The sequence below is a fragment of the Prevotella sp. E9-3 genome, assembly GCF_022024015.1.
Taxonomy (GTDB): Bacteria; Bacteroidota; Bacteroidia; order Bacteroidales; family Bacteroidaceae; genus Prevotella.
In genome coordinates, this window is record NZ_CP091786.1 from 2,154,200 (window position 1) to 2,180,219 (window position 26,020).

The window sequence follows — 26,020 nt, forward strand, 5'->3', positions numbered from 1 at the left end:
TATATAATTTTGTTTTTAAATTAATTCTTCTGTTTGGCCATACGTTCTTTCATAGCCTTTTTAGTTATCAGTTTAGGAATCTTGATACTTTCTCCTTCCTTCAAGACTGATGATGAGGTAATACCATTATATACTTCCACATAGCACTGCATATCCTTTCCAAGATAACGTCGGCTAATACGTGCAAGATTATCACCTGGACGCACTTTTTCAACACTAGCTGTACCTATGATATAATAAGCGCCATGACGTAAACGAGCATCCATCGCATCATATTTCATATAATCAGGTTCAGCTATAGGTTTATCTTTTTTACCCTCTTCAACTACTGGTTGCTTACTCGCTTCTTTCGCTGCATCAACATTCATTGGAAGGTCTTTGGAGGCTGGCTCTATTTCATTTTTAGAACTATCAACAGCTGATACTGTAGTTGAAAGTGTCTTAATTGTGTCAACCACATCCTGATTTTTAGAGACTTCCTTTTGAGTATCATGAACAACAGAAAATGAAGGTTCCTTAAAATCTCTTATCATGTAGCCTATTCCGATACCAGCAAGCATACTAAGCAATACTAGTAACCAATTATTGGATTTCTTAATCATAGATTCTTTGCCTTGTTCTTCTGGTACTGGAGTCGTAGATGGAACTTCTTCAGCAACAGTAGGAGTTTCTTCAATATTAGTAGGGATTTCCTCGGTATTAGCAGGAACTTCCTCAGTATCAGATGGAACTTCCTCAGTATCAGGAGATATCTCGTCTACTATATCTGGTTTCTGATCCAAAACAGTAGGTTCGTGATATTCCTGACCGTCAGCTTGCACATCTTCGTCATCAACAAATTCCATAAGAGGATGTTCTTGACTATCTTCAGATTGAACAATTTCTTCCTGCGGTTGAACTACGTCCTCAGGCAAGACTACTTCTTCAGGCTGAACGACTTCTTCAAGTTGAGAGACATTTTCCTCATGCTGGACCGACTCATTTACTACATTTTCTGAAATATCAGAAGCATCTGCAATATCATCATCACCCATTGTCAGAGACTCAACATCAGAAGAGACAGGCATATCATCAAATTCCACACCTTCATTAAGAACGACAGTCTCAAAGCCAGAGAAAGGTTTGTTCACCAACTCTTTCATCATAGCATCCGCAGTAAATGAAATCTTTGAATGGCTATCAATCAGCACACGTTCCCCCGTATTTACATTTACACTTTCGCGAGCATCAACACCTATGACTTTGAATGTACCTAACCCTTTTACTTTAACCAGACGGTCTTTTTCAATACCATCTTTAATGACATCAAAAATTGACGTTACAAAGTTTTGGGCAGTCTGCTTTTGCAGTCCATTCTTCTCAACAAGAACAGCTGCCAGTCCATCTATTGACAGCTTCCCCATTATTCAGTTCCTCCATTCTTTATTTTATCTTTCCATGATGGATGTGGCTTGAATCCAAGCACCATCTTAGGCGGAACAAGCATACGTTGTCCCGTTGTAGGATTAACCATAACTCGTTCAAGTTTCTTTTTAACTTCAAAAGTACCAAAGTTCGGCATCTGAACGATATCACCCTCAAGAAAGCTATCGCCCATGGCATTAAGTACTGAAAGCAACATTTTTTGGGTCTGATCAGTCTTGTAGCCTACTCTTCGAGAGAGTTCTGAAATGAATTCCTTGTTATTCATATGGTTAAGATAATTACATTTTACATTTCCTTTTCTACAACTATTCCATATAGATCAAATTCTTCAGAATCAGTAATCTTCACTTTATAGAATGAACCGATTTCAAGTGGCTTCTCGGCACGAATCAATACTTCCGGATCCACTTCAGGAGAACAATATTCGGTGCGTCCCACAAAATAATCGCCTTCTAACCGATCAATAATAACGCGCAATACCTGTCCTACTTTCTCGGCTTCCAACTCAGCACTAATATTCTGTTGAACACGCATCAATCGATCCAATCTCTGTTGCTTAACATCATCAGGCACATCATCCTCATAATGATTAGCTGAATATGTACCGTCTTCTTCCGAATAAGCAAAAGCCCCCATACGCTCAAAACGAGCCCACTTAGTGAAATCAACGAGTTGCTGAAAGTCATCTTCAGTCTCACCAGGAAAACCCACCATCAAAGTTGTACGGATATGTATTCCTGGAACTTCCTTACGCAAACGTTCGATTAGAGCCATTGTTTCAGCCTTTGAAACATTGCGACGCATACGAGTCAACATATGATCAGAAATATGCTGTAATGCGATATCAAGATAGTTACACACATTTTTCTTCTCACGCATTACGCGTAACAAATCCCAAGGGAAATGGGTAGGATAAGCGTAATGCAAGCGAATCCACTCTACTCCTTTAATATCGGCCATTCGCTCTACCAACTCAGCAATACGTTGCTCGCCATAGAGGTCTACGCCATAGTAAGTCAGTTCTTGTGCGATGACTTGGAATTCCTTCACGCCTTTTTCTACGAGAAAACGGACTTCATCAAGTATCTCATCCATAGGACGACTCTGATGCTTACCTGTGATAATAGGAATAGCACAATAAGCACAATGACGGTCACAACCTTCGCTAATTTTCAAATATGCGTAATGTGAGGGGGTGGTAATGTGGCGTAAGTATTGATTATTATCAGAGATTTGATTCTCTTGCAAATCATTCAAGAGTTGCTTATAGTTAAACTTACCATACCAGCCATCTACCTCTGGAATTTCCTTTTCCAGATCAGCTAAATAGCGTTCTGACAAACATCCCATCACATAGAGCTTTTCTATTCTACCTTCTTCCTTAGCTTGAGCAAACTCTAAGATGATGTTAATACTCTCCTCTTTAGCATCAGCAATAAACCCGCAGGTATTTACTACCACAATCTCTCCGTCGGGGTTTTCACTATCATGGGTACAAGTATATCCATTAGCTTCAAACAATCCCATCAATTGCTCAGAATCAACAAGATTCTTTGAACATCCCATGGTAATAATGTCCACTTTTTTCCGATTCATGCTAAAAAGATTTATATTCCTTGAAACAGAGAATCAACAAACTGTCTTCTATCAAACAACTGAAGATCTTCCATACCTTCACCCAAGCCAATATATTTCACGGGAACTTTCAGTTGATCAGAAATACCGATGACCACTCCACCTTTAGCTGTTCCATCAAGTTTTGTAATAGCCAACGATGTAATCTGCGTAACAGCCGAAAACTGTTTTGCCTGTTCAAAAGCATTTTGACCGGTAGAGCCGTCCAGCACTAACATTACTTCGTCAGGAGCCTCAGGAAGCACTTTCTTCATCACTTCCTTAATTTTTTTCAGCTCATTCATCAAACCTACTTTATTATGCAAGCGACCAGCTGTGTCTATAATGACCACATCAGCCCCATTGGCCTTAGCACTCTGAAGGGTATCAAAAGCCACTGAGGCAGGATCACTTCCCATTTGCTGCTTAATAACAGGAACGCCTACACGTTCGCCCCAAATGCATATTTGTTCAACAGCTGCAGCACGGAAAGTATCCGCTGCGCCTAAATACACCTTTTTCCCAGCTTGCTTAAATTGGTAAGCCAGTTTACCGATTGTAGTGGTCTTTCCCACTCCATTCACGCCGACTACCAAAATAACGTAGGGGGAGTGATCAGATGGTAAATCCCAATTAATATTATCTTCTGTATGATTTTCAGCCAGTAGCGACGATATTTCATCACGTAAAATGCTATTCAACTCCGATGTTGATACATACTTATCGCGCGCTACTCGTTCTTCAATACGCTGAATAATCTTTAGCGTAGTATCAACACCTACATCAGAAGTTATCAAAACTTCCTCCAGGTTATCAAGCACATCGTCATCCACCTTAGATTTGCCGGCCACAGCACGAGCTATCTTGTCGAAAACCGATGTTTTGGTCTTCTCAAGCCCTTTATCCAAGGTTTCTTTTTTCTTACTACTAAATAATCCGAACAAACCCATATAGCTATATTTATAATGTGCAAAGGTAACAAAAAAAGACTGCAATCCAAAAGATTGCAGTCCCAATTTATAAGTATTTAATACTATTCTTAAAGCTTAGTTCTTAAAAAAGTCCTTAACGTCCTCATTAGGAACCATTTGCTCATCAAAGATGTAAGCGCCTGTTTTAGGACTGCGAACCATCTTGATTACCTTTGAGTAAGCGCGACCATCCTTCGAACCTTCGTGGAGGGTAGCAACGGTTTTCTTTGCCATGTGTTAGTTACCTTTCTTACTTAATCTCCTTATGAAGAGTCATCTTCTTAAGGATAGGATTATACTTCATCAACTCCATGCGCTCAGGCGTATTCTTACGATTCTTGGTCGTAACATAACGGCTGGTGCCAGGAAGTCCACTATTCTTCATCTCGGTGCACTCCAGAACAACCTGGACTCGGTTACCCTTTGCTTTCTTGCTTGCCATGGTCTTAGTCTCCTATAACTTTAATGTCTTTCCAATCCACGAAGCCTTTGGCAACAGCCTGCTTCAAAGCGGCGTCCAGACCAACTTTATTAATCATGCGAAGACCAGCGGCGCTAATCTTCAACTGAATCCAGCAATCCTCCTCTACATAGTAGAATTTTTTGCTGAACAGGTTTACGTCAAAGCTTCTCTTAGTACGATGCTTTGAGTGAGACACATTATTACCAATCTGTGCCTTCTTTCCTGTGATTTGACAAACTTTAGACATTGCTATCTACTTTCTTTTTAAGTCTTTTAATACTTACTTACTCCAAACAGGGTGCAAAGGTAAGAAAAAGTTTTGAGTTTTAAGATTTAAGATTTGAGTTTTATCGGTATATTAATTATTTTTAACTACTCAATCTTGTTTCTTCTTTTTATCTAATTCAAAAAATAACAAAGAGTTACGCCTCTGTCACTTCCTCTACATCTTCCTGTTTCAGATAGTCACGGAATAACTGAATGGCTTTATTAGTTGCAATAGCCAGATTAATATCACGCCCATGATCTTCTTCCACCTTGAGAGTTACTACCCTCTGGGTATTACCACAAGCTAGCCAAATTGTGCCTACAGGAATATCTTTTGTACCACCACCAGGACCGGCAAAACCAGTTGCAGCAATAGCATAATCAGTATTAAGTGTTTTACATGCTCCTTTCACCATTTCAATGGCTACATCTTCACATACAGCAGTTTTCTCCTCCAAAAGATCGTGAGAAACGCCAAGAAGATTCTCTTTCACTTCGTTTACATAGCAGATAATGCCACCTTTAAAATATTTTGATGCGCCAGGAACAGCGATAATAGCCTCAGCTATACGACCACCCGTACAACTTTCTGCTGTTGACAGTGTTTTTTCTTTTTCCCACAGCAGTTCACTAATTTCTCTACTGATAATTTTGCTTTCAAAATCCATCTTTAATGCCCCCCAGAGTTAGGGGGTTGGGGGTCTGAACAAGCGTTTATCAGACCATTTATATGTTTGACTTTAGAAGTCTGCGCTTGTTCAGACTCCTGTCATCCCCTAACTTAGGGGATTAAGAAAACGTAACCTTTGAAAATGCCGGTGCATCTATCGCACAGAACTCCTTATCCAAATACTTATAATGACCTACGATTCCTATCATTGCAGCATTATCTGTAGTATAGCTGAACTTTGGAATATATATGGTCCACCCATAACGCTTAGCATGATCATGAAATGCATTACGAAGACCATTATTGGCACTTACGCCTCCTGCAACTGCCACATGTTTGATACCAGTCTGTTTAACAGCCAGTTTTAGTTTTTTCATAAGAATATCCACAATTGTCCATTCCAAAGAAGCAGCCAAGTCTTCCTTATGATGCTCAACAAAATCAGGATCGTCTTCAACCCACTTACGAAGATTATAAAGGAAAGATGTTTTCAAGCCAGAGAAGCTATAGTCAAGCCCTGGTATATGAGGCTCGGCAAACGAATAGGCTTTTGGATTTCCTTGACGAGCCAATCGGTCAATAATAGGGCCTCCAGGATAGCCTAACCCCATTACTTTCGAGCATTTATCAATAGCCTCACCTGCAGCATCATCAATTGTTTGACCGAGTACTTCCATGTCATTATAAGCCCGTACCAATACAATCTGCGAATTGCCACCCGAGACGAGAAGACAAAGGAAGGGAAAGGGTGGTGGATTAAAATCGCCTTCACCACCATCAATAAAATGAGCCATCACATGGCCTTGCAAGTGGTTTACATCAATCAGGGGAATACCCAGCGAACGGGCAAATCCTTTAGCAAAGTTTACGCCGACCAACAAAGATCCCATCAGACCTGGTCCTCGTGTAAATGCGACAGCCGACAAATCTTCTTTTGAGATTCCAGCGCGTTTTATTGCCTGATCTACAACGGGAACAACATTTTGTTGATGTGCTCTCGATGCCAATTCAGGTACCACTCCGCCATAAGCCTCATGTACAGCCTGTGAAGCTGTTACATTCGAAAGCAGAACACCATTCTTCAGCACAGCGGCCGAAGTATCATCACAACTCGACTCAATACCAAGTATGTATATATTCTCTTGCATTTCCTTAATATGTCAGCACTTCAACACCATGTTCGGTCATTACCAGCGTATGCTCCCATTGTGCAGAAGGAAGTTCATCTTGCGAAATAACCTCCCATCCATAAGGATCATCTGCATCTATAAACACTTTCCACGTACCCATATTAATCATTGGTTCTATGGTAAACACCATACCAGGAACAAGCAACATACCAGTTCCGCGATGGCCGTAGTGATCGACATCAGGTTCCTCATGGAATTTCAGTCCCACCCCATGACCAGCAAGGTCGCGCACAATACCATATCCATATTTTTTGCAATGCTTCTCAATAGCATGACCAATATCGCCTACAAATCCATAAGGCTTGGCTGCTTCCATACCTATCTCAAGGCACTCTTTTGCAACGCGAACAAGTTGTTCTTTCTCTGGAGTTGTCTTTCCCATGATAAACATACGCGATGCATCTGCATAATAGCCATCAAGAATTGTGGTAAAGTCAACATTGATGATATCGCCTTCCTGCAACACATCTTCTTCTTTGGGAATACCGTGACACACCACTTCGTTGATACTGGTACACACACTCATCGGGAAGCCCTCATAGTTCAAACAAGCTGGTATGGCATTGTGCTCTTCGCAGTACTTTCGACAAATCTGGTCAATCTCTAATGTTGACATACCGATATGGATTTGTTTGGCTACTTCATCCAAAACCCCGGTATTCACTACGCCAGCCCGACGAATACCTTCTATCTGTTCAGGAGTTTTAATCAGTTCACGAGTAGGTACAAGTTTTCCCTTTTCCTCCCAATACATTATCTGCTTATCCATCTCTGTAGGCTCCTGACCAGGCAGGCAATGCCAACGACGTTTTTTCCTTTGTTGCATGTTTTATTCTTGAAAACGTATTCTTTTAAAACGCTGCAAAGTTACAAATAAAATATGAATGCGAGATGGAAATAGTAGAATAATTATTCTTTTTTGGCTCGTAGTCTCACCACAAGAGGCAAATGATCACTTACCCCCGTTTTTCTATATTCCCGTCCATAAAAAGAACGATGTGGTCGCACCCCACCATATCTAGGTTCCTCTTCAAGCAGAAAAGATTCATCGTTTATATATGCGGTATCGACAGTATTCACTAACGATGGAGAAAGAAGGATATGGTCAAGTGAATGCCATTCTCCTTGATATCGATACGTACCTCCTACCCCATTCCTACCTTGTAGTGACTTAGTAACATTTTCCAGTCCTTGTTTTTCCAATAGCTGAAGAGCTGGGCTGTCACCATAATCATTAAAATCGCCAGCCACAATCACATGAGCCCCTTTAAGATTACCAACGGCCTGTCTTATCACCTGTGCCACATTCATACGATATGGACGTGACACTTTCTCACCTCCTTGCCGGCTGGGTGCATGCACAACAAAAATATGCAAGGTATCAAAACCAAGAGTCAGTCCTTTTACATATAATATATCGCGCGTAGGGCGCATACCTTTTATTAATGGTATTTTCAGATAGTCATAGCACAGAGGACGGAAACTGGCTGGCTGATAAAGCAAGGCCACGTCAATACCTCGCAAATCATCAGATTTTGTCATCATATACTCATAGCCCAAAGTACGGAGCAAAGAACGTCGCGTCAAATCATGCAAAGCAGTATCGTTCTCTACTTCACATAAAGCGACAAAATCAGGCAATTCCCTCGAACATGAGAGAATTGCCTGAGCAATATTATTTTGTTTGCGCCAATAGCGTGTTGGAGTCCACCTTCTGTTACCTTCAGGAAGAAACTCCTGATCCTGTTTCAAAGAGTCGTGCCGACAATCAAACAAGTTTTCGCAATTCAATTCAACGAATGTAAGAAACGACACGAGCAACAAGGAGAATACCGACATCCCTCACTTATCTATATGGCATCATTCTTACTAGCAGACTTTTTCCAGTCGCTTCATCATAGCAAACATGAAGAGGGCTGCCACCAGACAAACGCTTGCGAATACGCCCCAAACAGCCCACAAGGGGAGGTCACCCCAAAGGATACCGCCGACCATTACCAACTGATTACCGATTGCTGTAGAAACGAACCATCCGCCCATCATCATGCCTTTATACTTAGGAGGAGCAACCTTCGACACGAACGAGATGCCCATTGGCGAAAGCAGCAACTCACCAAAAGTCAAAATCAAGTAAGTGGTGATCAACCAGTATGAAGATACACGAGGAGCAGCTTCGCCCAACGCAGCCTGCTCATTAGGAGAAGGAAGGGTAAGTGAAGCATAGAGCATCAGACAGAAAGCCACTGCAGCCACAATCATACCATAAGCGATTTTACGAGGAGCCTTAGGTTCTTTATTATTGGCAGCCAGCCAACCGAAAAGAGCCAAAGACACAGGAGTCAGCGCAACCACATAAAACGGGTTGAACTGTTGGAAAATAGGCGCTTTCACTTCTACCACCTCACCATCCAGCATACCATAGTTATATCCCAAGAAGCACAGTGCAGCCAGAACCACCACCACAGCAATGCCTTTGCTCTTAACAGTCTTACCCTGGAAAATAGAGAACGAAGCATAGACCATAAAAATGACAGCTACGAGGTTCCACACATTGAAAGCCATCGCCTTGATACCCTCTGCACTCTGCTCATTGAATTCATTTGCGAAATAAGTCAATGAGAGTCCATTCTGATGGAAAGCCATCCAGAAGAAAATAACCACCGCGAACACTAAGATCAGTGCCGTCATACGCTCTTTCGTTTCTGCAGGTGAGAGTTCTTCGACAGCTGCTGCCTCTGTTCCCTTCTTGCTACCACCTTCAACATGACGGAATGTACTGCGGAAAGCATAGTAGATAGCGATGGAAAGGATGAGTGAAGCACATGCTACGGCAAAGGCGAAGTGATAAGAGTCGTTCTCGCTTACGCCCAGTTCCTGCTGAGCCCACTCCATGATTCGGATAGCGGCTGTAGGTGCAAACAAAGCACCGATATTGATAGCCATATAGAAAATTGAGAAGCCTGAGTCTCGCTTGTCGGCATACTGTGCCTCGTTGTAGAGGTCACCGACCATCACCTGCAGGTTACCCTTGAATAGTCCGGTACCAAAACCAATTGCCAACAAGGCTCCCAACATTACCACCAGGGCAAAAGTATCGCCGCCAAGGGGTACTGAGAGTAATACATAACCGGCAAACATAATCAGGATACCAGTTGTCACCATCTTGCCAAAGCCGAACTTATCGGCCAGCATACCGCCAAACAATGGGAAGAAATACACAAACATCAAGAATGAACTGTAGATCACTCCAGCAGTTCCTGGTGCGAGACCGTAGTTGGCTCTCAGGAACAGAGCAAAAACGGCAAGCATGGTATAATAACCAAATCGCTCGCCAGTGTTGGCTAAAGCCAACGCATAAAGGCCTTTCGGCTGTCCTTCAAACATAGAATTTATTTAATTTTAGAGTTATTTGTTTTCTTCAAATCGAAGAGGTAACTTAGTTTTACAACGATATTGGTTAGGTTTGATCGTCCAAAATAGTCACGCTTTGAGTTTCCATAGATATCGCCTAAACCATAGTAGTATCTACCTTCAAGCAGAAAATGTCCAACATTGCGAGCAGAGAATTCTATACCTGCACCACCAGTAATTCCATAATCCCACTTACGTTCAATAGGCATCGTTTCTTGCTTGACCACTTTTGAGGTTCGAGCAGCCATGTTACGTGTATCTAAAGCATAGTTACTCTCCGATTGTGAAGTCAGAAAGATACCCACCTGTGGACCAACCTGGAAGAAGGCCTGGAAGCCTTTCCGTTCGCGCCCCCACCCTAGACGGGCAAGAACAGGTATCTGTAGATAGCCTAACGTGCGCTCATATTGTTCGTTAAGACCTGTAACAGGATTAACAACGGGGTCATCTTCCGGAGTCAGGATTTCCTGTTTCCAGCCTACCTGAACATAATTGACTTCGGCTGTTACGGCACAGATACTATTGAAATACTTCTCACTGGTATATCGAAAAGTCAAACCAGCCGAGATTCCTGTATGTTGAGCCTGAGGAACTTCAGGCATAAAACCTACCTGACTCATCACGTAGCCCATACTTCCACCAACTGCAAACTCACTTCTGTACTCTCCCACCTGTGCAAAGGCCTGGAAAGCAGACATACAGAAAAGGAATAAGAAAATCTTACTCTTGCTCATTCCATTAGTAATTTACAGTTTCTATCTTATGATCAGGCATATAGTGAACAAACATATAAGCTTTGTTCATAAGACCGCCATTTCCTACACGCTCAAACTTCAGGGGAGTTTGAACAGGTGGATAGCCAAAACGTCCTGCGGCCCCATCAAAGGCTTTTCCATTTTTGTAGAGTCCGCGAAGGAAGAAATAGGCATGATCGAAACCTGTCAGTGCAAAACGGGGCAATGCAGGCATCATGTCCTGATGGAAGTTCCACCGATACTTCTGCATCAAACGTTCGGTAGCCGAAGACAGCATGTTGGTATAGAACGGAGTGGGCAAATAGACATTATAACGATAGAAGTTTTCCACCTGATGAGTAGCATACATCATCCATTCTGTATATCCGAACATTGCGATATGAATATCAGGATTTGCTGTAGCCACAGCGCTCAGACGTCCGAAAGTTGCGAGCAACTCAGGCGAGCGTGACGTGTTCAGCACGACGATATTCTTTTTTGTCACATCAAACGACTTCAGGAAAGCCCTATCGCTCGAATTCTTCAGATTAGTGATATTGTAACTGATGCCACGCTGTTCGAGCGAACGGCGAAGGGCCGAAGTGAATGGACCTTTTGTACTGGTAGAGTCACCGCAGTCAACGATGATGGGATGATAGTCCTTGAACCAATCACAAAAGCGGCGTACAGTTTTGTCGTTCAGCTCGTTCGTATTCTGATAAACTTGAAAGATATGACGGTTCGAGTACACTTCAGGAGCATTAATAGAAAATGGTATTACCATCATTATATTATGCCTATCGACGAACTTTGACAATTCAGCCACCTGTTTGGAATAGAGCGGTCCTATCAGCAAATCCAGTTTTGCAGCATTCGGATCGCTCAGTATTTGCTTCACGCTGCCATTTTCAGCAAGATTCCAAGCAAACACATCGGTTGCGATACCCAGCTTCTTTAAACTATCGCAGGCCATGAGCACTCCACGATAATACTCTACCATTCGTTTTCCGTCGCCATTAATATCGTGCAAGGGAAGCATCACGCCCACTCGAATGGCCCTATTCTGAAACTCAGACTGGTTGTTGTCCTGAGCCTGGCTCCACGAAGGAGTGGTCAGTAACAACAACCAGCATAAGAAGTATTTCAAATATTGTTTCATGTCAGAATTTCTATAACTTTGCTGCAAAGGTACGAAATTCTTCTTGAAAGCCAAATAAAATCGTTCAATTTTCGACAGCATGCAGGTACTCGTTCCACAAAGCATCGATTGTATAGCCTTTTCCTAAGGCATATCCAAGAGCTCCATCCCATGACCAAGGAATGACCACCCTACATGAAGCATTCATTTTACGTATAAAATCGGGATCTTTTGTTTCGCGTACCCAATTGAAGAAATAACCTATATACCGATAGCCATCGTGGTAGCTGCCGCCCTTGGGGCGGTCCTGTTCGCCATGAAAGCCTCCACATGCCACACGTACGGCATCGGCCGTTCCTTCCACCATTTCCCAAACAGCCTTATTCGGACCGCCATAAGGGCCTATACCTTGAGGTTCCAATTGGAAAGCATGAGTAAGTTCATGGAGTAGCACTCCACGTGTTTCAAAATCTACCCGGGCTGTATCGTTCTGAGCGAACGATTTCTCTACATGTCCTGTAGTATAGGTAATATTGACGAATCCATTACCACCACCCTTCCAGGATATTCCATCGGCATCACGAACAATATAGTCCAGACGTTTCAAGATTGGCATACTGTCTTCAGGAGTGAAATAGAGACATTTCATCACCTCTCGAGCCACACTTCGTATATATGGATCTGGATTGGGAATCAGGGCGTGGTAGATTTGCGAGCCCTTTGTTTTCGGATCCTGGTCAACGAAGTTTATATCGAGCAAGTGCTGGTTCCACTGTTTGTCTTCCTCTGTAAGGCGAGTGTTCATACGGCGTGCTATCGATGCACTTGCCGACTGAAGTTCGTCTGTCAGCGAATAGGGTTTGTCAGCCTTGCTTGATCCGCGTTTCAAATTGGGTTTTGCTCCCATTTTGAATTCTATGACACATCCTTTCACTAATTGCTCGTGGGTGATATAGAGTTTATTATATGCCTGTCCGTTCACTTTCACAGACTGAACATATCTGTTTTTGTCGCTCACTTTAGGTGCACGAATCTCGATAGTATTGCCATTCTCGAGTGTTACTTTCATATAGGGTAAGTACGGAGCACCCAATACATACTGGTCGGAACCAGGACATACGGGATAGAAGCCCATAGCCGAGAAAATATACCATGCCGACATTTGTCCGCAATCGTCATTACCGCCCAATCCACGAATATGGTTGCGATACATTTTGTTCATAATAGTACGCAGCCACTTCTGAGTTTTCCAGGGTTGAGAAGTCCATGCATAAAGATAGGGCACATGATGACTGGGCTCATTCCCGTGCACATAGCCGCCCACCAGACATTCAGACGTGATATCCTCATTATCGGCATAATACTTCTCGGGCAGGTTCATTTCAAATAATTGATCCAATTTCTCCAAGAAGCGTTTTTCACCTCCCATTGTCTCAATAAGTCCGCGCACATCGTGAGGAACGTGGAAAGAGAAGTTCCATGAGTTTCCTTCTATAAATCCTTCGCCATAAGTCTGATATGGATCCATCTGAGCCTTGAACTTTCCGTTACGATAACGGGGCGAAGCGAACCCTATTGACGGGTCGAACACATTCTTATAGTTCTCGGCACGTGTACGGAACTGCAGGGCCAAATCATCACGACCAAGAAGTTGAGCAGCACGATAAATCGTCCAGTCATCATAGGCATATTCAAGTGTGTTTGAGGCTGCCGTAGCATCTTTATCGTAGAGGGCATAGCCAAAGCGACGATAGTCACTGATACTGGGGAAATAGCTATTATTGGCAGTAGCCACCATTGTCTTCAAAGCCTCTTCGCCATTCAGTCTGCCTTCTTTAGCCAACGCATCGGCTAAAACGCTCACAGCGTGATAGCCTGTCATGCACCATCCCTCGTTGCCCATCAAGCTCCACACGGGAAGCATGCCAACAATATTCTGCTGCTGATGGGCAATCATCGAACGAATCATGTTTGTGTTGCGTGAAGGTTTCAGGAGTCCAAGCAGAGGATGTTCGGCACGATAGGTATCCCAGATAGAGAATACAGTATAGTTGTCGAAATCGACAGCCGTATGCACATTCCCGTCAACGCCCCGATACTGCCTGTCCACGTCCATATAGATAGAAGGATTGATCATGGTATGGTAGAGCGATGTGTAGAGCATTACTTTCTGATCGTCACTTCCCTGACAGTCAATTACCGAAAGTTCGCGTTCCCAAGCATCATTTGTCAAACGCTTAATGGTTTCAAAATCCTTTCCTTGTGCTTCGACCGCCAGATTCTTCTTTGCACCTTCTGTCGATACAGCAGAAAGGGCCACTTTTACTTCCAACTGCTCTTCACGCTTGTCAAATTCGAAATAGGCTACCACATTACGTCCAGCAATGTCGGGAAAATTCTGATAGCGGTTAAATTTTCCCCAGAATCCATTGTAAGCCTCTTTCTTACGGTCACGATAGCCATAATTGCGTATGGGCTTACTGAACGAAATTGCAAAATAGGTATAGTTAGAGCGTGCCCATCCATCCGTGATTCGATAGCCGGTCAAGAGTGTATCGTTTTCTACTCTAAGTGTTGACCAGAGCACCTTTCCGTCATAGTTATAGATGCCGTGTACCAAGTCAACTATCATTCGCTGTTCAGCACCTTCAGGAAAGGTATAACGATGAACACCAACACGCTGGGTAGCAGTAAGTTCCACACGAACGCGACTATCATCAAGTATCACCTCATAATAGCCTGGACGCGCTATTTCTGTATCGTGAGAAAAACGTTGGCGATAGCCCCCATCGGGATTCTGTTTTGTTCCAGGATTCAACAGTAGCGAACCCGTCTGCGGCATCAGTAGTATGTCTCCCAAATCGGAGTGGCCCGTTCCGCTCAGGTGTGTGTGACTGAAGCCCACTATCGTATTGTCTGTGTGCTGGTAACCGGCACAGTAATCATACACTTGCCCCTGATAGCGGCCGTTCACATTGTGGGGAATGGTATCGGTGTCGGGCGAAAGTTGCACAATACCAAATGGTGCGCAAGCACCAGGAAAGGTGTGCCCCATTCCCTCGGTACCAATCATTGGATTTACATACGTTGTTTTGTCATGATAACTTTGGGCTAGGCCCGTCATCGTAAATGCTGTCATCAAACAGCAAGCAAAAAGACTTCTCATTATTACTACTTTTAAAATTATTTTTCAAATGCAAAGGTACATTTTATTTCTGAAACTATGGAAGAACGGGGTATTTCTATTAACAGAAGTTAAATATTAGTTTAAATTTCACCCTATCCATTGCATTATTAAACATTTCTTTATACCTTTGTTAACATTTAATTAGAACACAAAGCAAATTACAACGTTTATAACATGCGTTTTAAGGGAATTAACAATCATCATTGCACCAATCAGCTAATCCAAATCATTATTACTGGAAGCGATTTCTTAGTACTTTGGACATTGCTTCCTTTGGCGATAAGATACATTCATCATTCATATAAATGGAATGACGACAGTACGCGCATTTTCTGGCTGCTATGCACGTTTTCAATGGGCATAGCAGAATACTTTTTCTCTTCTACCATTCATGAACGACAGGTAGGAGCAGGCAGCATACTGCGTCGTAGCACCATGCTGGTCACCACACAGACCTTATTGTCATACCTGATGCTGCGTGCTGTTCATTTTACCTTCCGACTTGGATGGCAATTGCTCTTCATGGGTATCTGCATGCTGTTTATCATCATCCTGCTGAGGTTTGTAGCCCGCTGGATACTGAAATATATGAGAAAGAAGGGCTTCAATCTTCACAGAATCTCCTTTGTCGGTTCTGACAAGGAGATTCAACGCTTACAGGAGAAAATTATCAACAACCCTTCGTATGGCTATAAGATAAGTAGTAATTATGCATCGGCCGACGAGTTTGCTTCCATGCTGGATCATCCCGACGACTTGGTTCTGGGCGATGAACTCTATTTGTGTGTATCGCGCATGAACCGTGAACTTATAGAGCGTACAGCCAACCTGTGTTTTCACCGGATGGTTAAGTTTTACTACGTTCCTATAGCCAAAGAGAAACTCAATCTGCAATCTGTACTCATAGACGATATGGAGGTGATGGGTACTTATTCAAGTCCGTTGGAAGAGCCTGCCAACAGGCTCATCAAGCGAATAGCCGATGTGTTGCTATCCATTGTATTCCTGATACCCACCGGTCTGTTACTGCCTTTCATCGTCTTCATGATCAAGCGGCAAAGCCCGGGCCCGATATTCTTCCGTCAGGAGCGTACCGGACTTGACGGTCGTACTTTCTATTGCTACAAATTCCGTTCCATGCATGTTAATAACGATGCCGACCGCCTTCAGGCTACAAAGGACGATCCGAGAAAATTCCCGTTCGGGGATTTCATGCGAAAGACCAATATCGACGAACTTCCTCAGTTCTGGAACACTTTTATAGGCGATATGAGCATCGTAGGCCCACGACCACACATGCTGGCCCATACTGAACAGTACAACCGCCTGATAGAAAAATACATGGTGCGCCACTTTGTGAAGCCCGGCATCACAGGATGGGCACAGGTGACCGGTTTTCGCGGCGAGACCCGCGAACTGTGGCAGATGGAAGGCCGTGTTGACCGCGACATATGGTACATTCAGAACTGGAGCATATGGCTCGATTTACGCATTATATGGATGACAGTAAAAACAATTTTCAAACATGACAAGAATGCCTATTAAGGTTCTCATAATCCATCATCGTATGATGCGCAAAATTCTATCCATCTTCTGCGTTCTTTCATTCATTTGCTGCTTCCAGCAGGCCATAGCTCAACAGCAGCAGCCCATAGCCGGACAGGTAGAGTTGTTCTGCGGGGCTACGCTGGATTATGCCGACACCAACTGGCTACGGTTATACGACGTTCAGTTAAATGCCACGCCAGGTTTCCGATGGCATCCGGGCCGAAACTGGTCGCTAGCCTTTCAGGGGCTGATTCCTGTAGTTAGTGAAGGCTACACTTTTCGTGACAAAGTAAATCAATACTGGCGAGTATCTATGGCCACTATATCACATCAGTTGCATTTCAACGAAGCCAACCAGCACTTCAAGCTTACAGCAGGACTATTCGGCTATCGCCGATACGGTGGCGATTTAAAGTGGGCTTGGCCACTGAACTCCTGGCTTATGCTGAATGCCCAGGCTGGCGTTACCGCTTCATGGATGATCGGTGCCGACCTTCATGGAAATTCCGACTTTGATTTTGGCCGTAACTACAAATTCACTGGCCAGTTGGGCACCAATGTATATCTGCGCCCCCAGAATATTGAAGTCAGGCTTGCCGGCGGCCGCTATTTAGGAGGCGACTATGGTTCTCAGATTGATGTGATGCGCCATTTCAGTCATGTCACGCTATTGGCATACGCGCAGGTTCGCTTTGGCGATATGAAAGCCAGTGAATTTGACAACAAGAAATATCGTACGAACGGCGGTTTCAAGATTATCTGGATGCTTCCTCCCTACAAGCGAAGCAGTCAGAAACTCGAGGTTCGTCCAGCATCCAATTTCCGGCTTACGAACAGTTCGCGCAGCGATGGGCAGTTTATGCAGACCTATACCGTTGATCCTGAAGAAAACGAGCGTGAACATCAAGTAGATGTAGATTGGGGATTGAGAAAGGAGGGTACCCGATGAAAAAGATATTTGCATTCTTACTGCTGCTGTGCACCTTCGCCACCAATTCTTTTGCTCAGCTATACACAGGCATGAACGGACTGATTCATGTTCCGTCGGCAGAAATGGATACTATCGAGACGCTACGTTTTGGTGTTCATGCACTTCCAAAAGACATGATGCCCAACCACATGATCTTTGAAGGCGAGAAATACAACTCGTCCAACTGGTACATCTCGGCTACACCCTTAAAATGGGTAGAGGTTGGCTACAGTTTCACGCTGATGAAATTCCGTAAGAATCTGAACAAGAATTCCGACGAGATTGGCTTCTACTCCAAAGACCGCTATTTCTCCTTGCGCTTTCGTCCACTATGCGAGAGCCGTTATCTCCCATCGCTGGTTGTTGGCGGCAACGATGTGCTGGGACAGCGCGACGGCGACTCCAAGAGTTTCTACTTCCGCAACTTTTATGTGGCAGCATCCAAGCATTTCCAGTGTTCTTTGGGAGAAATTGGAACCCACCTTGCATATCGGAAATTCACAAAGTCTTACAACAGCCGCTGGAACGGTGCGGTGGGAGGTATCACCTTTCGCCCGGCAATTTACAGTCCGTTGCGCATCATTTCCGAATTCGACGGCAATGGCGTGAACATCGGTACCGACTGCGTGTTGTTCCGCTATGTACAGTTACAGGCTTCACTCATCAAAGGTCGCTATCCGTCGGTGGGAGGTGCATTAAGAATAGAATTAAGATAATGGAAAATGACTAAATATAAATCCAACACATCTTCAGTTCCCTCTCAACAAAGGGATAAGCGCGGAGCAAGGATTCTCGCCTTTCTTCGCTATTCTATCGATCCTGAACACTTCGAGGCTCCTGCCATGAGTGAAAGTGACTGGTATCTGTTGTACCAGTTTGCTTTTGAGCATACCATTCTGGGAGTGGTGTTTGAAGGTATGAACAGATACCCACAAGAGGACTCTGCCCCACCCCGTAAAATCGTTAGGGATTGGGTGCTCAAGATGTTGAAAATTGAACGGAGAAACAAACTGACCAACCATTCCATCTCAGAAATTACCAAACAGATGGAAGATGATGGTTTTAAGTGCTGCATTCTGAAAGGACAGGGCAACAACCCGTTATATCCTAACCCATATAGTCGGACCCCAGGCGATATTGATCTGTGGATGGTACAGGCAGAGGATGGAAAACCGAACGTCAGACACACCATTCAATATGTAAGAAAGCATAACCCCAAGGGAAAAGTGATCTATCATCACATAGACTATGGTGTTTTCAATCATATCGACGTGGAGGTGCATTACCGTCCGTCGTTCATGAACAATCCTGTTTATAACCATAGACTCCAGAAATGGTTTTTGGAGCATATCGATGCCCAATTCACCAACAAGATGATCTTACCCGAGAATTCAGGCACCATTGCTGTTCCCACTCTGGAGTTCAACGCCGTTTTCCAACTAGTTCATATCTATAGCCACCTGCTAAACCGAGGCATCGGTATGCGCCAAATCATTGACTACTACTATGTAGTAACAGCGCTCAAAGACAAGCAACATTTGGCTTCTACCTTACGCTATTTAGGCTTAGAGAAAATTGCGAGTGCCGTGATGTGGGTACTCGGCCATATACTTGGCATGAACGAGTGCCATTATATCGTACAGCCCAACGAATTGCTGGGGCGTATGATGGCACGTGAGATTCTGAATGGCGGCAATTTCGGGAAATATGGCAAAGAAGGTCGTCATCTGCAGCAGCTCAAGGGTAGTTCGAAATGGATATTCTGGTTTGAGAAAAACTTGCAGCGCCTCAAGTTCGACTTTCAGATGGTACGTTTCTTTCCTGCCGAATGTTTGTGCGAACCATTGTTCCGTATATATCATTTCTTCTGGCGGTGTGCTCATATAGTTTGACTAATGAGACAAAGGACAATCAAAAGGACTCAATAAATAAACGATGACGGCAAGCATACTGCTATAAAGAGCCGTTGAAAATACATATTTATACCATTTGATTTTCGAAAATCTTGACAAAGAAAAATCGCAAACTAGAACGGAGAAGCTACCCCAAAAACAACCTTTGGTTCAACAAAATACCCTTTTTACCACAACTCAATATATCTTATACCGAAACCTAATAGCAATTATACTGAAACTGAACGGCAATTATACCGAAACTGAACGGCAATTATACCGAAACTGAACGGTAATTATACTGTAACCTAATAGCAATTGCATCGAAACTGAACGGCAATTGCAACACAGGATAAATGTAGTTATGGTATAATAGAAGTTCTATTGCAGCCTTTTTTCAGGACTATTATAGGAAATAGATAGGCCTTTTTGAGTACAAAAATCATAAACATATGATTTTCAGAACGTTACAGATTGTTCACAACGCGCTCATATTTCGCACAGAGAAGTCCGAAATAGGAGTTGGTGATTTCCGTGCGATTCTCACGCGAGTTCGTAACATAAATATGCATTTTAAAGATGCATAAATATCAAGACTATGATAATCATAGTAAAAAAAAACATAGATACGAGTCTATAAAAAAAGCCGTCAACATTCTCATCAGAACGTTGACGGCAATTATATTTACCTTAATATTGTATCAAAACTACAGAGCCGCACCGGCTATCCACTCATAGATGCACGAGCAAATACCGAAAAGACAAATGCCGGCAGTACAAATGACGAGCGACAACTTGGTTGCGCCATCGGTGGCAAAGGTGGGCAGCGGATGCTCTTCCTTGGTGATATACATGGCTTTCACAATGAGCAGGTAGTAGTAGAGTGACACTACGGTATTGATCAAAGCAATGAACACTACAAAGTAGGGCCAGAAAGGAGCTACCTCATGACCACGCACAGCGGCGAGGAATACGAAGAACTTAGAGAACATACCTGCAAACGGTGGAATACCTGCCAAAGAGAAGAGAGCCAGAGTCATGAGGAAAGCCAGCTTGGGGTTGGTCTGATAAAGACCATTGTAGGCACTCATCTCGGTGCTTCCACCATTATGCTCAACAGAACTGATAACGGTGAAGACAGCCATATTGGCAACCACGTAAACCAACACATAGAAGGTCAGCGCAGTAGCTCCAGCCTGTGCATCGGCACCAATCACAGCCAGCATAATATATCCGGCCTGAGAGATTGATGAGAAAGCCATGAAGCGCTTCAGCTCGTTCTGACGGATGGCAAACAGGTTGGCCACGGTGATAGAGAGTACGATGACTATCCACAGCATGGGATTCCACACATCGACCATGGAACCGAACACCTTGGTCAGGATGATGCAAAGTGTCAGCGCAGCAGCTCCCTTTGAAACAACACTCAGATAGCCAGTCACTGGTGTGGGTGCACCCTGATAGGTGTCGGCAGTCCAGAAGTGGAAGGGTACAAGTGAAATCTTGAAACCAAGTCCGCTGAAGAAGAATACCAAGCCCATCACGGTGAGAGCAGAAAACTGTGAGCTGAGAACTGAGAGTTGAGCTGCCACATTGTCGAAATACAACGAGCCCGTAGCTGCATAGATGAACGAGATACCAAAAAGCATCACGCCACTGGAGAACGTAGCCAAAAGGATATACTTGGCTGCGCCCTCAGCAGAGTTCTTACGCTGCTTGTCGAAAGCCACCATACAGGCCATAGGCACTGAGGCCATCTCAAGACCGAGGAAGAACATGAGGAACGAACCGGCCGACATCATCATATACATGCCAAGAAGCGTAGAGAGTACCAACATGTAGAACTCGCCTTCAAGACGAATGGTCTTCAACCAGGTCTGTGCCATTACCACAACGATGAAGGTTCCTACGGTGAGGATTGCTTTCATCACATTTACCATCTGTGAGGTAACGTAGATTCCGCCAAAGGCTTCGGCAGGCTCTACTGTGGAAGATACACATGCCGTTACAAGCAGCAAGGCTGCTGTCAGCTTGCTAAGAAGGCTGTTTTTTCGCTCGCTCTTCGCAAGACAGAAGTCGGCCAGAAAGACCAATACCAGTGAGAGTACCAAGAAGGCCTCCGGAATCATATTAAAGAATTGATTGTAATTCATATTTCTTTTGTCCTCCTTTTACTTTACATTACACCAATTGACTGAAGAATTGTACCGGCGCTGGGCGAGATAATGTTGGATACCCAGAAGGGGAATGTGCCCAGACCTGCCACACAGAAAATGAGGCAGATCACAGCAACGCGCTCGTCCCAAGTAGCATCGGTCAGCTCAAGGAAGTGCTTGTTCTCAACCTCGCCATAGAGAATCTTGCCCACAACACGAAGAATATAGACTGCGGTCACTACAATTGACATACAGGCAATGATGGTAGCTACCATTCGGAATGAGGTATTGGGGTCGCCACTAACGGGGGCTGCACCAAACGAACCTACAAAGATGGTCATCTCGGCAATGAAGCCTGAGAAGCCTGGCAATCCGAGGTTGGCCAAACCGGCTATCACATAGCCAACGGCCAGGAAAGGCATAATCTTCATCAGACCGGCCAACTCGCGGATGTCACGCGTGTGGGTACGGCCATAGATCATACCAATCAGAGCAAAGAACAGGGCTGTCATCAAGCCATGTGACAACATCTGCAGAATGGCACCAGTAACGGCTGTCTGACTCATCATCAGCAGTGCAAAGAGCACCAGACCACAGTGTGACACTGAAGAATAGGCATTAATATACTTCAAGTCGGTCTGAACACAAGCACTCAGTGCACCATAGACAACAGAAATGGTGGTCAGAATAAGGAATACCCATGACAGTTCCTGAGCAGCCTCAGGCAAAAGGTACATTGCCACACGGAAACAGCCGTAGCCTCCTAACTTCATCAACACGCCAGCGTGCAGCATAGACACTGCTGTAGGCGCAGAAGCGTGACCGTCGGGTGACCATGTGTGGAAGGGGAACAAGGCTCCCAGTACACCAAAGCCAATGAAGATAAAGGGGAAGAAAGCACACTGAATGTCGGTAGGAATGAGATGCGAAGTCTTGGCAATCTCGTTTACATTCATGGTAAACACACCACTATATTCGCCGTTGAAGTAGTAAATGCCCAGAATGCCCAGGATAAGCAAAGCAGAACCGCCCATCAGCATCAAGGTCAGCTTCATAGCTGAATACTCTTTGCGACCAGAACCCCACACACCAATCAGAAGGTACATAGGAATAAGGGCCACTTCGTAGAACATGAACATAGTGAACATGTCGGTGCAGATGAAGAAGCCATAAACACCCGTGGAAAGAAGGGTGAACCAAAGGAAATATTCCTTGGTCATGGGTTTCAGCTGCCACGAGGCAAAAGTACCTGTGAATACGATAATGCTCGACAAAAGGAGCATCACTACAGAAATGCCATCAACACCAACACTGTAAGCAATGTTCAGTGGCTCGAACCAAGGTGTGCTATAAGTGAGCAGCATCTCGGCGGTATTGCCAGCCGAACGCTCCTGGATGAAATAGATGGTCAGCCAAACAGAGAGGGCCAGCAAACATGAAGCTCCCGTTACCATCACACCACGCACCTGATTCAGACTCTTTGAAAGCCAGAGGCCCAACAGCATCAGGGCGGGAATTATTACGAAAACACTTAATATACTCATATTTTTAGATGCATAATAGGATTAATGTTAATGCCACAGCGCCTGTAAGGAACCAAACGGCATACTGGCGTACATCGCCGCTCTGCCAGGGGCGCAAACTTTCACCTGCCTCGTTAGCCCCCCAAGCCAGGAAGTTGAAAGTACCATCAACAATATGACGGTCGAACCAGGCAATAGGAGTAGAAACGCAACGGAAAATAATCTTGTGGGTCACAAACTGCCAAATCTCATCCTGATAGAAACGCTTGTAGGCTGCACGATGAAGTTTGGGGAATGTCTTGTACAAGCGGTCGGCAATAGGCTGGCGCTCACCTATATATATATAGGTGGCCAGACAAATGCTGAGAACAGCTACAACCGTTGAGGTTAGCGCAACCTGCATATCGAAATGAATGGTGTAGTCTTTTCCACTTGCTGAAACAAACGAACCGAACGAACCTCCCCAACCGAAAATACCGGCCAAGGTAGTATAAACGCCCACGCCAACAGTAATCGCCGAAAGGATTACCAACGGCAGCCACATGACAACAGGTTCGTGCATCTCGTGATGCTCATTTTCCTTACAGGGGGTTCCCCAGAAGATGCCGTAATACAGACGGAACATGTAGAAAGCGGTCATGGCGGCAATACCAGTCATGATATAGCCAACTACAGGACTGTACTCCATACAGGCGGTAATAATCTCATCCTTAGAGCTGAAGCCCGAGAAGAAGGGAATACCGGCAATGGCCAGACAAGAAATGAGGAACGTCCAGTGAGTGATGGGGAGGCGCTTGCGCAGCTGGCCCATCTTAGCCATCTCGTTAGAGTGAACGGCATGGATGATACAACCTGCCCCCAGGAACAAGCAAGCCTTGAACATAGCGTGGGTGAAGAGGTGGAACATACCAGCCATATAGCCTAACTGTGCGTGATCATCTAGCAGAGCACCGTGATGACCAGGCAGCGAAACGCCCAAAGCCACCATCATGAAGGCAATCTGAGAAATGGTAGAGAAGGCCAGCACACGCTTGATATCGCTTTGGGCACAGGCCACAGCAGCTGCATAGAAAGCGGTGATAACGCCCACCCATACAACGATAGACAGCGCTTCGGGTGCATACTGAATCCACAAGGGGAACATACGGGCAATCTGGAACACACCGGCAACAACCATGGTGGCTGCGTGGATAAGGGCAGAAACAGGTGTCGGACCCTCCATAGCATCGGGCAACCAGATGTGCAAGGGGAACATGGCACTCTTACCGGCACCACCAATGAACATCAGTACCAGTGCGGTAGGCAGAATGAATCCACCGGCAGCAACGGCCTTTGCCATATTGCCCTCAATGAAAGGTGTGGTCCCCTGCCCCATCACGATATCGCCAGCAAAAGAGAAGCTGAACGAATCGGTGAAGTAGCCGAAGGTCAAAATACCCACGAGGAAGAACATATCGGCAAAGCGGGTCACAATGAATGCTTTCTTAGAAGCTGCAATAGCTGGTTTCAAAGGATAGTAGAAACCAATCAGCAGGTAAGAAGAAACACCCACCAGCTCCCAGAACATATACATCTGGAAAATGTTGGTGGCAAGAACCAAGCCAAGCATAGACATTGTGAAAAGGCTCAGGAAAGCGTAATAGCGCTGGAAACCTTTTTCACCATGCATATAGCCGAACGAATAGATATGAACCATCAGCGACACCGTAGAGATGACAATCAGCATCATCACAGAAATGGGGTCGAGCAAAATGCCCATATCAAAATGGAGATTGCCAAGGGGCAACCAAGTAAAGTTGTAAGGAACTATCGTCTGATAGATATCATTCACACGGTCGGCAGTAAAATACTGGAAGGCAGTGAGATATGATAAAATGGTGACGAGTCCAAGCGAGCACGTGCCAATCAGTCCGGCAGTCTTGTGCTGCATCTTCATGCCACAGAGTCCTAACACAAGGAAGGAAAGAAGCGGCAGAAGGAGAATCCATATTGTGTAACTAAACATAATTCTTAATCTTTAATCCGTTTAACCTTTCATGTTAGTAATAGCATCAACATTATCGCTCTTGAAGTTGCGATACACATTGATAAGAATAGCAATTGCTACAGCACTCTCGGCAGCTGCCACACCAATAACGAAAAGGGTCATGAACATACCCTCCATACCATTGGGATAAAGCAGACGGTTGATAGCCGCAAAGTTGATGTCAACAGCGTTGAGAACCAACTCGACAGAAATAAGCATAGCAATCAGGTTGCGACGGGTCACAAAACCATATACGCCAATGAAGAACAATAGTGCACTAAGCACAAAATAGCATTCAACAGGTACCATTATTCTTTTTCCTCCTTTCTTGCTACTACTAATCCACCGATAATACATGCCAACAAGAACAGCGAAATGAACTCGAATGGCAATACATACTGATACTTCTCACTACCTACAAGGGCATAACCAATCTCTTTCATGGAAAGCTCAACATCGGCCATTGCGTCAAACTGAGATACAAAGCCGGCCTTCAATAAAATAAGACATACGGTAACAAGGCTGACAAGTACGACCAAACCGTTTCCTACCATTCGACTGGTCTTGATTTTCTCAACCATTCCCTGCAGGGTGCGCTTTGATACAAGCTGAATGGCAAACACGTAGATCATGGTTACGCCACCGGCATAAACACTAATCTGAGCTGCGCCAAGGAACGTGTAGTCAAGCAGGAAATAAATGCCTGCTACACCAAAGAGCACAAACAACATAAAGGTTGCGGCTCGCATGATTCGAGTAGTCGTCACACACAGCAAGGCTGAACCAAGGATAACTACTGCGAGAATAATAAACATAATAATATTTGCCATAGCAG

24 protein-coding genes and 1 pseudogene are annotated in these 26,020 nt (G+C 44.4%); 4 read left to right on the forward strand and 21 right to left on the reverse strand.

Annotated features, from left to right (window positions below; genetic code table 11):
• Positions 1-20: 20 nt before the first annotated feature.
• From L6475_RS08110 to L6475_RS08185, 16 genes and pseudogenes are all read right to left on the reverse strand, one after another.
• The gene (locus L6475_RS08110; RefSeq protein ID WP_237818885.1) at positions 21-1,403 is read right to left on the reverse strand and encodes an HU family DNA-binding protein; all 1,383 of its coding nucleotides are present in this window, start codon (positions 1,401-1,403) and stop codon (positions 21-23) included.
• The gene (locus L6475_RS08115) at positions 1,403-1,690 is read right to left on the reverse strand and encodes an HU family DNA-binding protein (protein WP_237818887.1); all 288 of its coding nucleotides are present in this window, start codon (positions 1,688-1,690) and stop codon (positions 1,403-1,405) included. Before L6475_RS08115 ends, L6475_RS08110 begins: the two co-directional genes overlap by 1 nt.
• A 20-nt stretch (positions 1,691-1,710) precedes the next feature.
• Positions 1,711-3,021 (reverse strand): 30S ribosomal protein S12 methylthiotransferase RimO, encoded by a 1,311-nt coding sequence (gene rimO / locus L6475_RS08120; protein ID WP_237818889.1) that lies wholly within the window; start codon positions 3,019-3,021, stop codon positions 1,711-1,713.
• Positions 3,022-3,032: 11 nt separating this feature from the next.
• A complete protein-coding gene (ftsY, locus tag L6475_RS08125) occupies positions 3,033-3,989 on the reverse strand; it encodes a signal recognition particle-docking protein FtsY (protein WP_237824094.1) in 957 nt (318 codons plus the stop codon).
• Positions 3,990-4,085: 96 nt separating this feature from the next.
• On the reverse strand, positions 4,086-4,244 hold the full coding sequence (locus L6475_RS08130) for a DUF4295 domain-containing protein (protein WP_237807601.1): 159 nt from the start codon (positions 4,242-4,244) through the stop codon (positions 4,086-4,088).
• 16 nt (positions 4,245-4,260) lie between these two features.
• On the reverse strand, positions 4,261-4,452 hold the full coding sequence (gene rpmG / locus L6475_RS08135; RefSeq protein WP_237818891.1) for a 50S ribosomal protein L33: 192 nt from the start codon (positions 4,450-4,452) through the stop codon (positions 4,261-4,263).
• A gap of 4 nt (positions 4,453-4,456) precedes the next feature.
• The gene (rpmB, locus tag L6475_RS08140) at positions 4,457-4,720 is read right to left on the reverse strand and encodes a 50S ribosomal protein L28 (RefSeq protein WP_237818893.1); all 264 of its coding nucleotides are present in this window, start codon (positions 4,718-4,720) and stop codon (positions 4,457-4,459) included.
• Positions 4,721-4,895: 175 nt separating this feature from the next.
• Complete coding sequence (locus L6475_RS08145) at positions 4,896-5,408, reverse strand: CinA family protein (protein WP_237818895.1); 513 nt, start codon at positions 5,406-5,408, stop codon at positions 4,896-4,898.
• A 121-nt stretch (positions 5,409-5,529) separates the two neighbouring features.
• Positions 5,530-6,558 (reverse strand): tRNA (adenosine(37)-N6)-threonylcarbamoyltransferase complex transferase subunit TsaD, encoded by a 1,029-nt coding sequence (tsaD, locus tag L6475_RS08150; protein WP_237818897.1) that lies wholly within the window; start codon positions 6,556-6,558, stop codon positions 5,530-5,532.
• Positions 6,559-6,562: 4 nt separating this feature from the next.
• Positions 6,563-7,426, reverse strand: a complete 864-nt coding sequence (map, locus tag L6475_RS08155) for a type I methionyl aminopeptidase (RefSeq protein WP_237818899.1) — start codon at positions 7,424-7,426, stop codon at positions 6,563-6,565.
• An 83-nt stretch (positions 7,427-7,509) separates the two neighbouring features.
• A complete protein-coding gene (locus L6475_RS08160; protein WP_237818901.1) occupies positions 7,510-8,439 on the reverse strand; it encodes an endonuclease/exonuclease/phosphatase family protein in 930 nt (309 codons plus the stop codon).
• A gap of 30 nt (positions 8,440-8,469) precedes the next feature.
• Complete coding sequence (locus L6475_RS08165; RefSeq protein WP_237818903.1) at positions 8,470-9,984, reverse strand: peptide MFS transporter; 1,515 nt, start codon at positions 9,982-9,984, stop codon at positions 8,470-8,472.
• A 5-nt stretch (positions 9,985-9,989) separates the two neighbouring features.
• Positions 9,990-10,745: a porin family protein gene (locus tag L6475_RS08170; protein WP_237818905.1), complete on the reverse strand. Its 756-nt coding sequence runs from the start codon at positions 10,743-10,745 to the stop codon at positions 9,990-9,992.
• A gap of 4 nt (positions 10,746-10,749) precedes the next feature.
• Positions 10,750-11,904, reverse strand: a complete 1,155-nt coding sequence (locus L6475_RS08175) for a peptidoglycan-binding protein LysM (protein WP_237818907.1) — start codon at positions 11,902-11,904, stop codon at positions 10,750-10,752.
• A 64-nt stretch (positions 11,905-11,968) separates the two neighbouring features.
• Positions 11,969-12,688: a basic secretory family protein gene (locus L6475_RS08180; RefSeq protein ID WP_237824096.1), complete on the reverse strand. Its 720-nt coding sequence runs from the start codon at positions 12,686-12,688 to the stop codon at positions 11,969-11,971.
• 36 nt (positions 12,689-12,724) lie between these two features.
• Positions 12,725-15,049, reverse strand: a pseudogene (locus tag L6475_RS08185) (GH92 family glycosyl hydrolase); the annotation flags it as partial.
• A gap of 195 nt (positions 15,050-15,244) precedes the next feature.
• On the opposite strand from L6475_RS08185, the gene L6475_RS08190 reads away from it, so the two are divergent.
• From L6475_RS08190 to L6475_RS08205, 4 genes are read left to right on the forward strand one after another with little or no spacing between them, the layout of a single operon-like run.
• Positions 15,245-16,615, forward strand: a complete 1,371-nt coding sequence (locus tag L6475_RS08190; RefSeq protein WP_237818909.1) for an exopolysaccharide biosynthesis polyprenyl glycosylphosphotransferase — start codon at positions 15,245-15,247, stop codon at positions 16,613-16,615.
• A complete protein-coding gene (locus L6475_RS08195; protein WP_237818911.1) occupies positions 16,605-17,567 on the forward strand; it encodes a YjbH domain-containing protein in 963 nt (320 codons plus the stop codon). The genes L6475_RS08190 and L6475_RS08195 overlap by 11 nt, the downstream gene beginning before the upstream one ends.
• Entirely contained in the window at positions 17,564-18,304 is a 741-nt protein-coding gene (locus L6475_RS08200; protein ID WP_237818914.1) for a YjbH domain-containing protein, read from the forward strand. The genes L6475_RS08195 and L6475_RS08200 overlap by 4 nt, the downstream gene beginning before the upstream one ends.
• Before the next feature lie 6 nt (positions 18,305-18,310).
• Positions 18,311-19,480: a nucleotidyltransferase family protein gene (locus tag L6475_RS08205; RefSeq protein ID WP_237818916.1), complete on the forward strand. Its 1,170-nt coding sequence runs from the start codon at positions 18,311-18,313 to the stop codon at positions 19,478-19,480.
• Positions 19,481-20,187: 707 nt separating this feature from the next.
• Here L6475_RS08205 and L6475_RS08210 read toward each other — a convergent pair.
• From L6475_RS08210 to L6475_RS08230, 5 genes are read right to left on the reverse strand one after another with little or no spacing between them, the layout of a single operon-like run.
• Complete coding sequence (locus L6475_RS08210) at positions 20,188-21,633, reverse strand: NADH-quinone oxidoreductase subunit N (RefSeq protein WP_237818918.1); 1,446 nt, start codon at positions 21,631-21,633, stop codon at positions 20,188-20,190.
• A 23-nt stretch (positions 21,634-21,656) separates the two neighbouring features.
• A complete protein-coding gene (locus tag L6475_RS08215; RefSeq protein ID WP_237818920.1) occupies positions 21,657-23,180 on the reverse strand; it encodes a NuoM family protein in 1,524 nt (507 codons plus the stop codon).
• 4 nt (positions 23,181-23,184) lie between these two features.
• A complete protein-coding gene (gene nuoL, locus L6475_RS08220) occupies positions 23,185-25,164 on the reverse strand; it encodes an NADH-quinone oxidoreductase subunit L (protein WP_237818921.1) in 1,980 nt (659 codons plus the stop codon).
• Between the two features lie 21 nt (positions 25,165-25,185).
• Complete coding sequence (gene nuoK, locus L6475_RS08225; protein ID WP_237818924.1) at positions 25,186-25,494, reverse strand: NADH-quinone oxidoreductase subunit NuoK; 309 nt, start codon at positions 25,492-25,494, stop codon at positions 25,186-25,188.
• Entirely contained in the window at positions 25,494-26,015 is a 522-nt protein-coding gene (locus tag L6475_RS08230) for an NADH-quinone oxidoreductase subunit J (RefSeq protein ID WP_237818926.1), read from the reverse strand. Before L6475_RS08230 ends, nuoK begins: the two co-directional genes overlap by 1 nt.
• Between the last annotated feature and the right edge of the window lie 5 nt (positions 26,016-26,020).

Excerpts from the sequence above, each read along its gene's own strand:
- L6475_RS08110 (WP_237818885.1), bottom strand. The coding sequence starts at position 1,403 with ATGGGGAAGCTGTCAATAGATGGACTGGCAGCTGTTCTTGTTGAGAAG.
- L6475_RS08115 (WP_237818887.1), bottom strand. The coding sequence starts at position 1,690 with ATGAATAACAAGGAATTCATTTCAGAACTCTCTCGAAGAGTAGGCTAC.
- rimO (WP_237818889.1), bottom strand. The coding sequence starts at position 3,021 with ATGAATCGGAAAAAAGTGGACATTATTACCATGGGATGTTCAAAGAAT.
- ftsY (WP_237824094.1), bottom strand. The coding sequence starts at position 3,989 with ATGGGTTTGTTCGGATTATTTAGTAGTAAGAAAAAAGAAACCTTGGAT.
- L6475_RS08130 (WP_237807601.1), bottom strand. The coding sequence starts at position 4,244 with ATGGCAAAGAAAACCGTTGCTACCCTCCACGAAGGTTCGAAGGATGGT.
- rpmG (WP_237818891.1), bottom strand. The coding sequence starts at position 4,452 with ATGGCAAGCAAGAAAGCAAAGGGTAACCGAGTCCAGGTTGTTCTGGAG.
- rpmB (WP_237818893.1), bottom strand. The coding sequence starts at position 4,720 with ATGTCTAAAGTTTGTCAAATCACAGGAAAGAAGGCACAGATTGGTAAT.
- L6475_RS08145 (WP_237818895.1), bottom strand. The coding sequence starts at position 5,408 with ATGGATTTTGAAAGCAAAATTATCAGTAGAGAAATTAGTGAACTGCTG.
- tsaD (WP_237818897.1), bottom strand. The coding sequence starts at position 6,558 with ATGCAAGAGAATATATACATACTTGGTATTGAGTCGAGTTGTGATGAT.
- map (WP_237818899.1), bottom strand. The coding sequence starts at position 7,426 with ATGCAACAAAGGAAAAAACGTCGTTGGCATTGCCTGCCTGGTCAGGAG.
- L6475_RS08160 (WP_237818901.1), bottom strand. The coding sequence starts at position 8,439 with ATGTCGGTATTCTCCTTGTTGCTCGTGTCGTTTCTTACATTCGTTGAA.
- L6475_RS08165 (WP_237818903.1), bottom strand. The coding sequence starts at position 9,984 with ATGTTTGAAGGACAGCCGAAAGGCCTTTATGCGTTGGCTTTAGCCAAC.
- L6475_RS08170 (WP_237818905.1), bottom strand. The coding sequence starts at position 10,745 with ATGAGCAAGAGTAAGATTTTCTTATTCCTTTTCTGTATGTCTGCTTTC.
- L6475_RS08175 (WP_237818907.1), bottom strand. The coding sequence starts at position 11,904 with ATGAAACAATATTTGAAATACTTCTTATGCTGGTTGTTGTTACTGACC.
- L6475_RS08180 (WP_237824096.1), bottom strand. The coding sequence starts at position 12,688 with ATGAACACTCGCCTTACAGAGGAAGACAAACAGTGGAACCAGCACTTG.
- L6475_RS08190 (WP_237818909.1), top strand. The coding sequence starts at position 15,245 with ATGCGTTTTAAGGGAATTAACAATCATCATTGCACCAATCAGCTAATC.
- L6475_RS08195 (WP_237818911.1), top strand. The coding sequence starts at position 16,605 with ATGCCTATTAAGGTTCTCATAATCCATCATCGTATGATGCGCAAAATT.
- L6475_RS08200 (WP_237818914.1), top strand. The coding sequence starts at position 17,564 with ATGAAAAAGATATTTGCATTCTTACTGCTGCTGTGCACCTTCGCCACC.
- L6475_RS08205 (WP_237818916.1), top strand. The coding sequence starts at position 18,311 with ATGACTAAATATAAATCCAACACATCTTCAGTTCCCTCTCAACAAAGG.
- L6475_RS08210 (WP_237818918.1), bottom strand. The coding sequence starts at position 21,633 with ATGAATTACAATCAATTCTTTAATATGATTCCGGAGGCCTTCTTGGTA.
- L6475_RS08215 (WP_237818920.1), bottom strand. The coding sequence starts at position 23,180 with ATGAGTATATTAAGTGTTTTCGTAATAATTCCCGCCCTGATGCTGTTG.
- nuoL (WP_237818921.1), bottom strand. The coding sequence starts at position 25,164 with ATGTTTAGTTACACAATATGGATTCTCCTTCTGCCGCTTCTTTCCTTC.
- nuoK (WP_237818924.1), bottom strand. The coding sequence starts at position 25,494 with ATGGTACCTGTTGAATGCTATTTTGTGCTTAGTGCACTATTGTTCTTC.
- L6475_RS08230 (WP_237818926.1), bottom strand. The coding sequence starts at position 26,015 with ATGGCAAATATTATTATGTTTATTATTCTCGCAGTAGTTATCCTTGGT.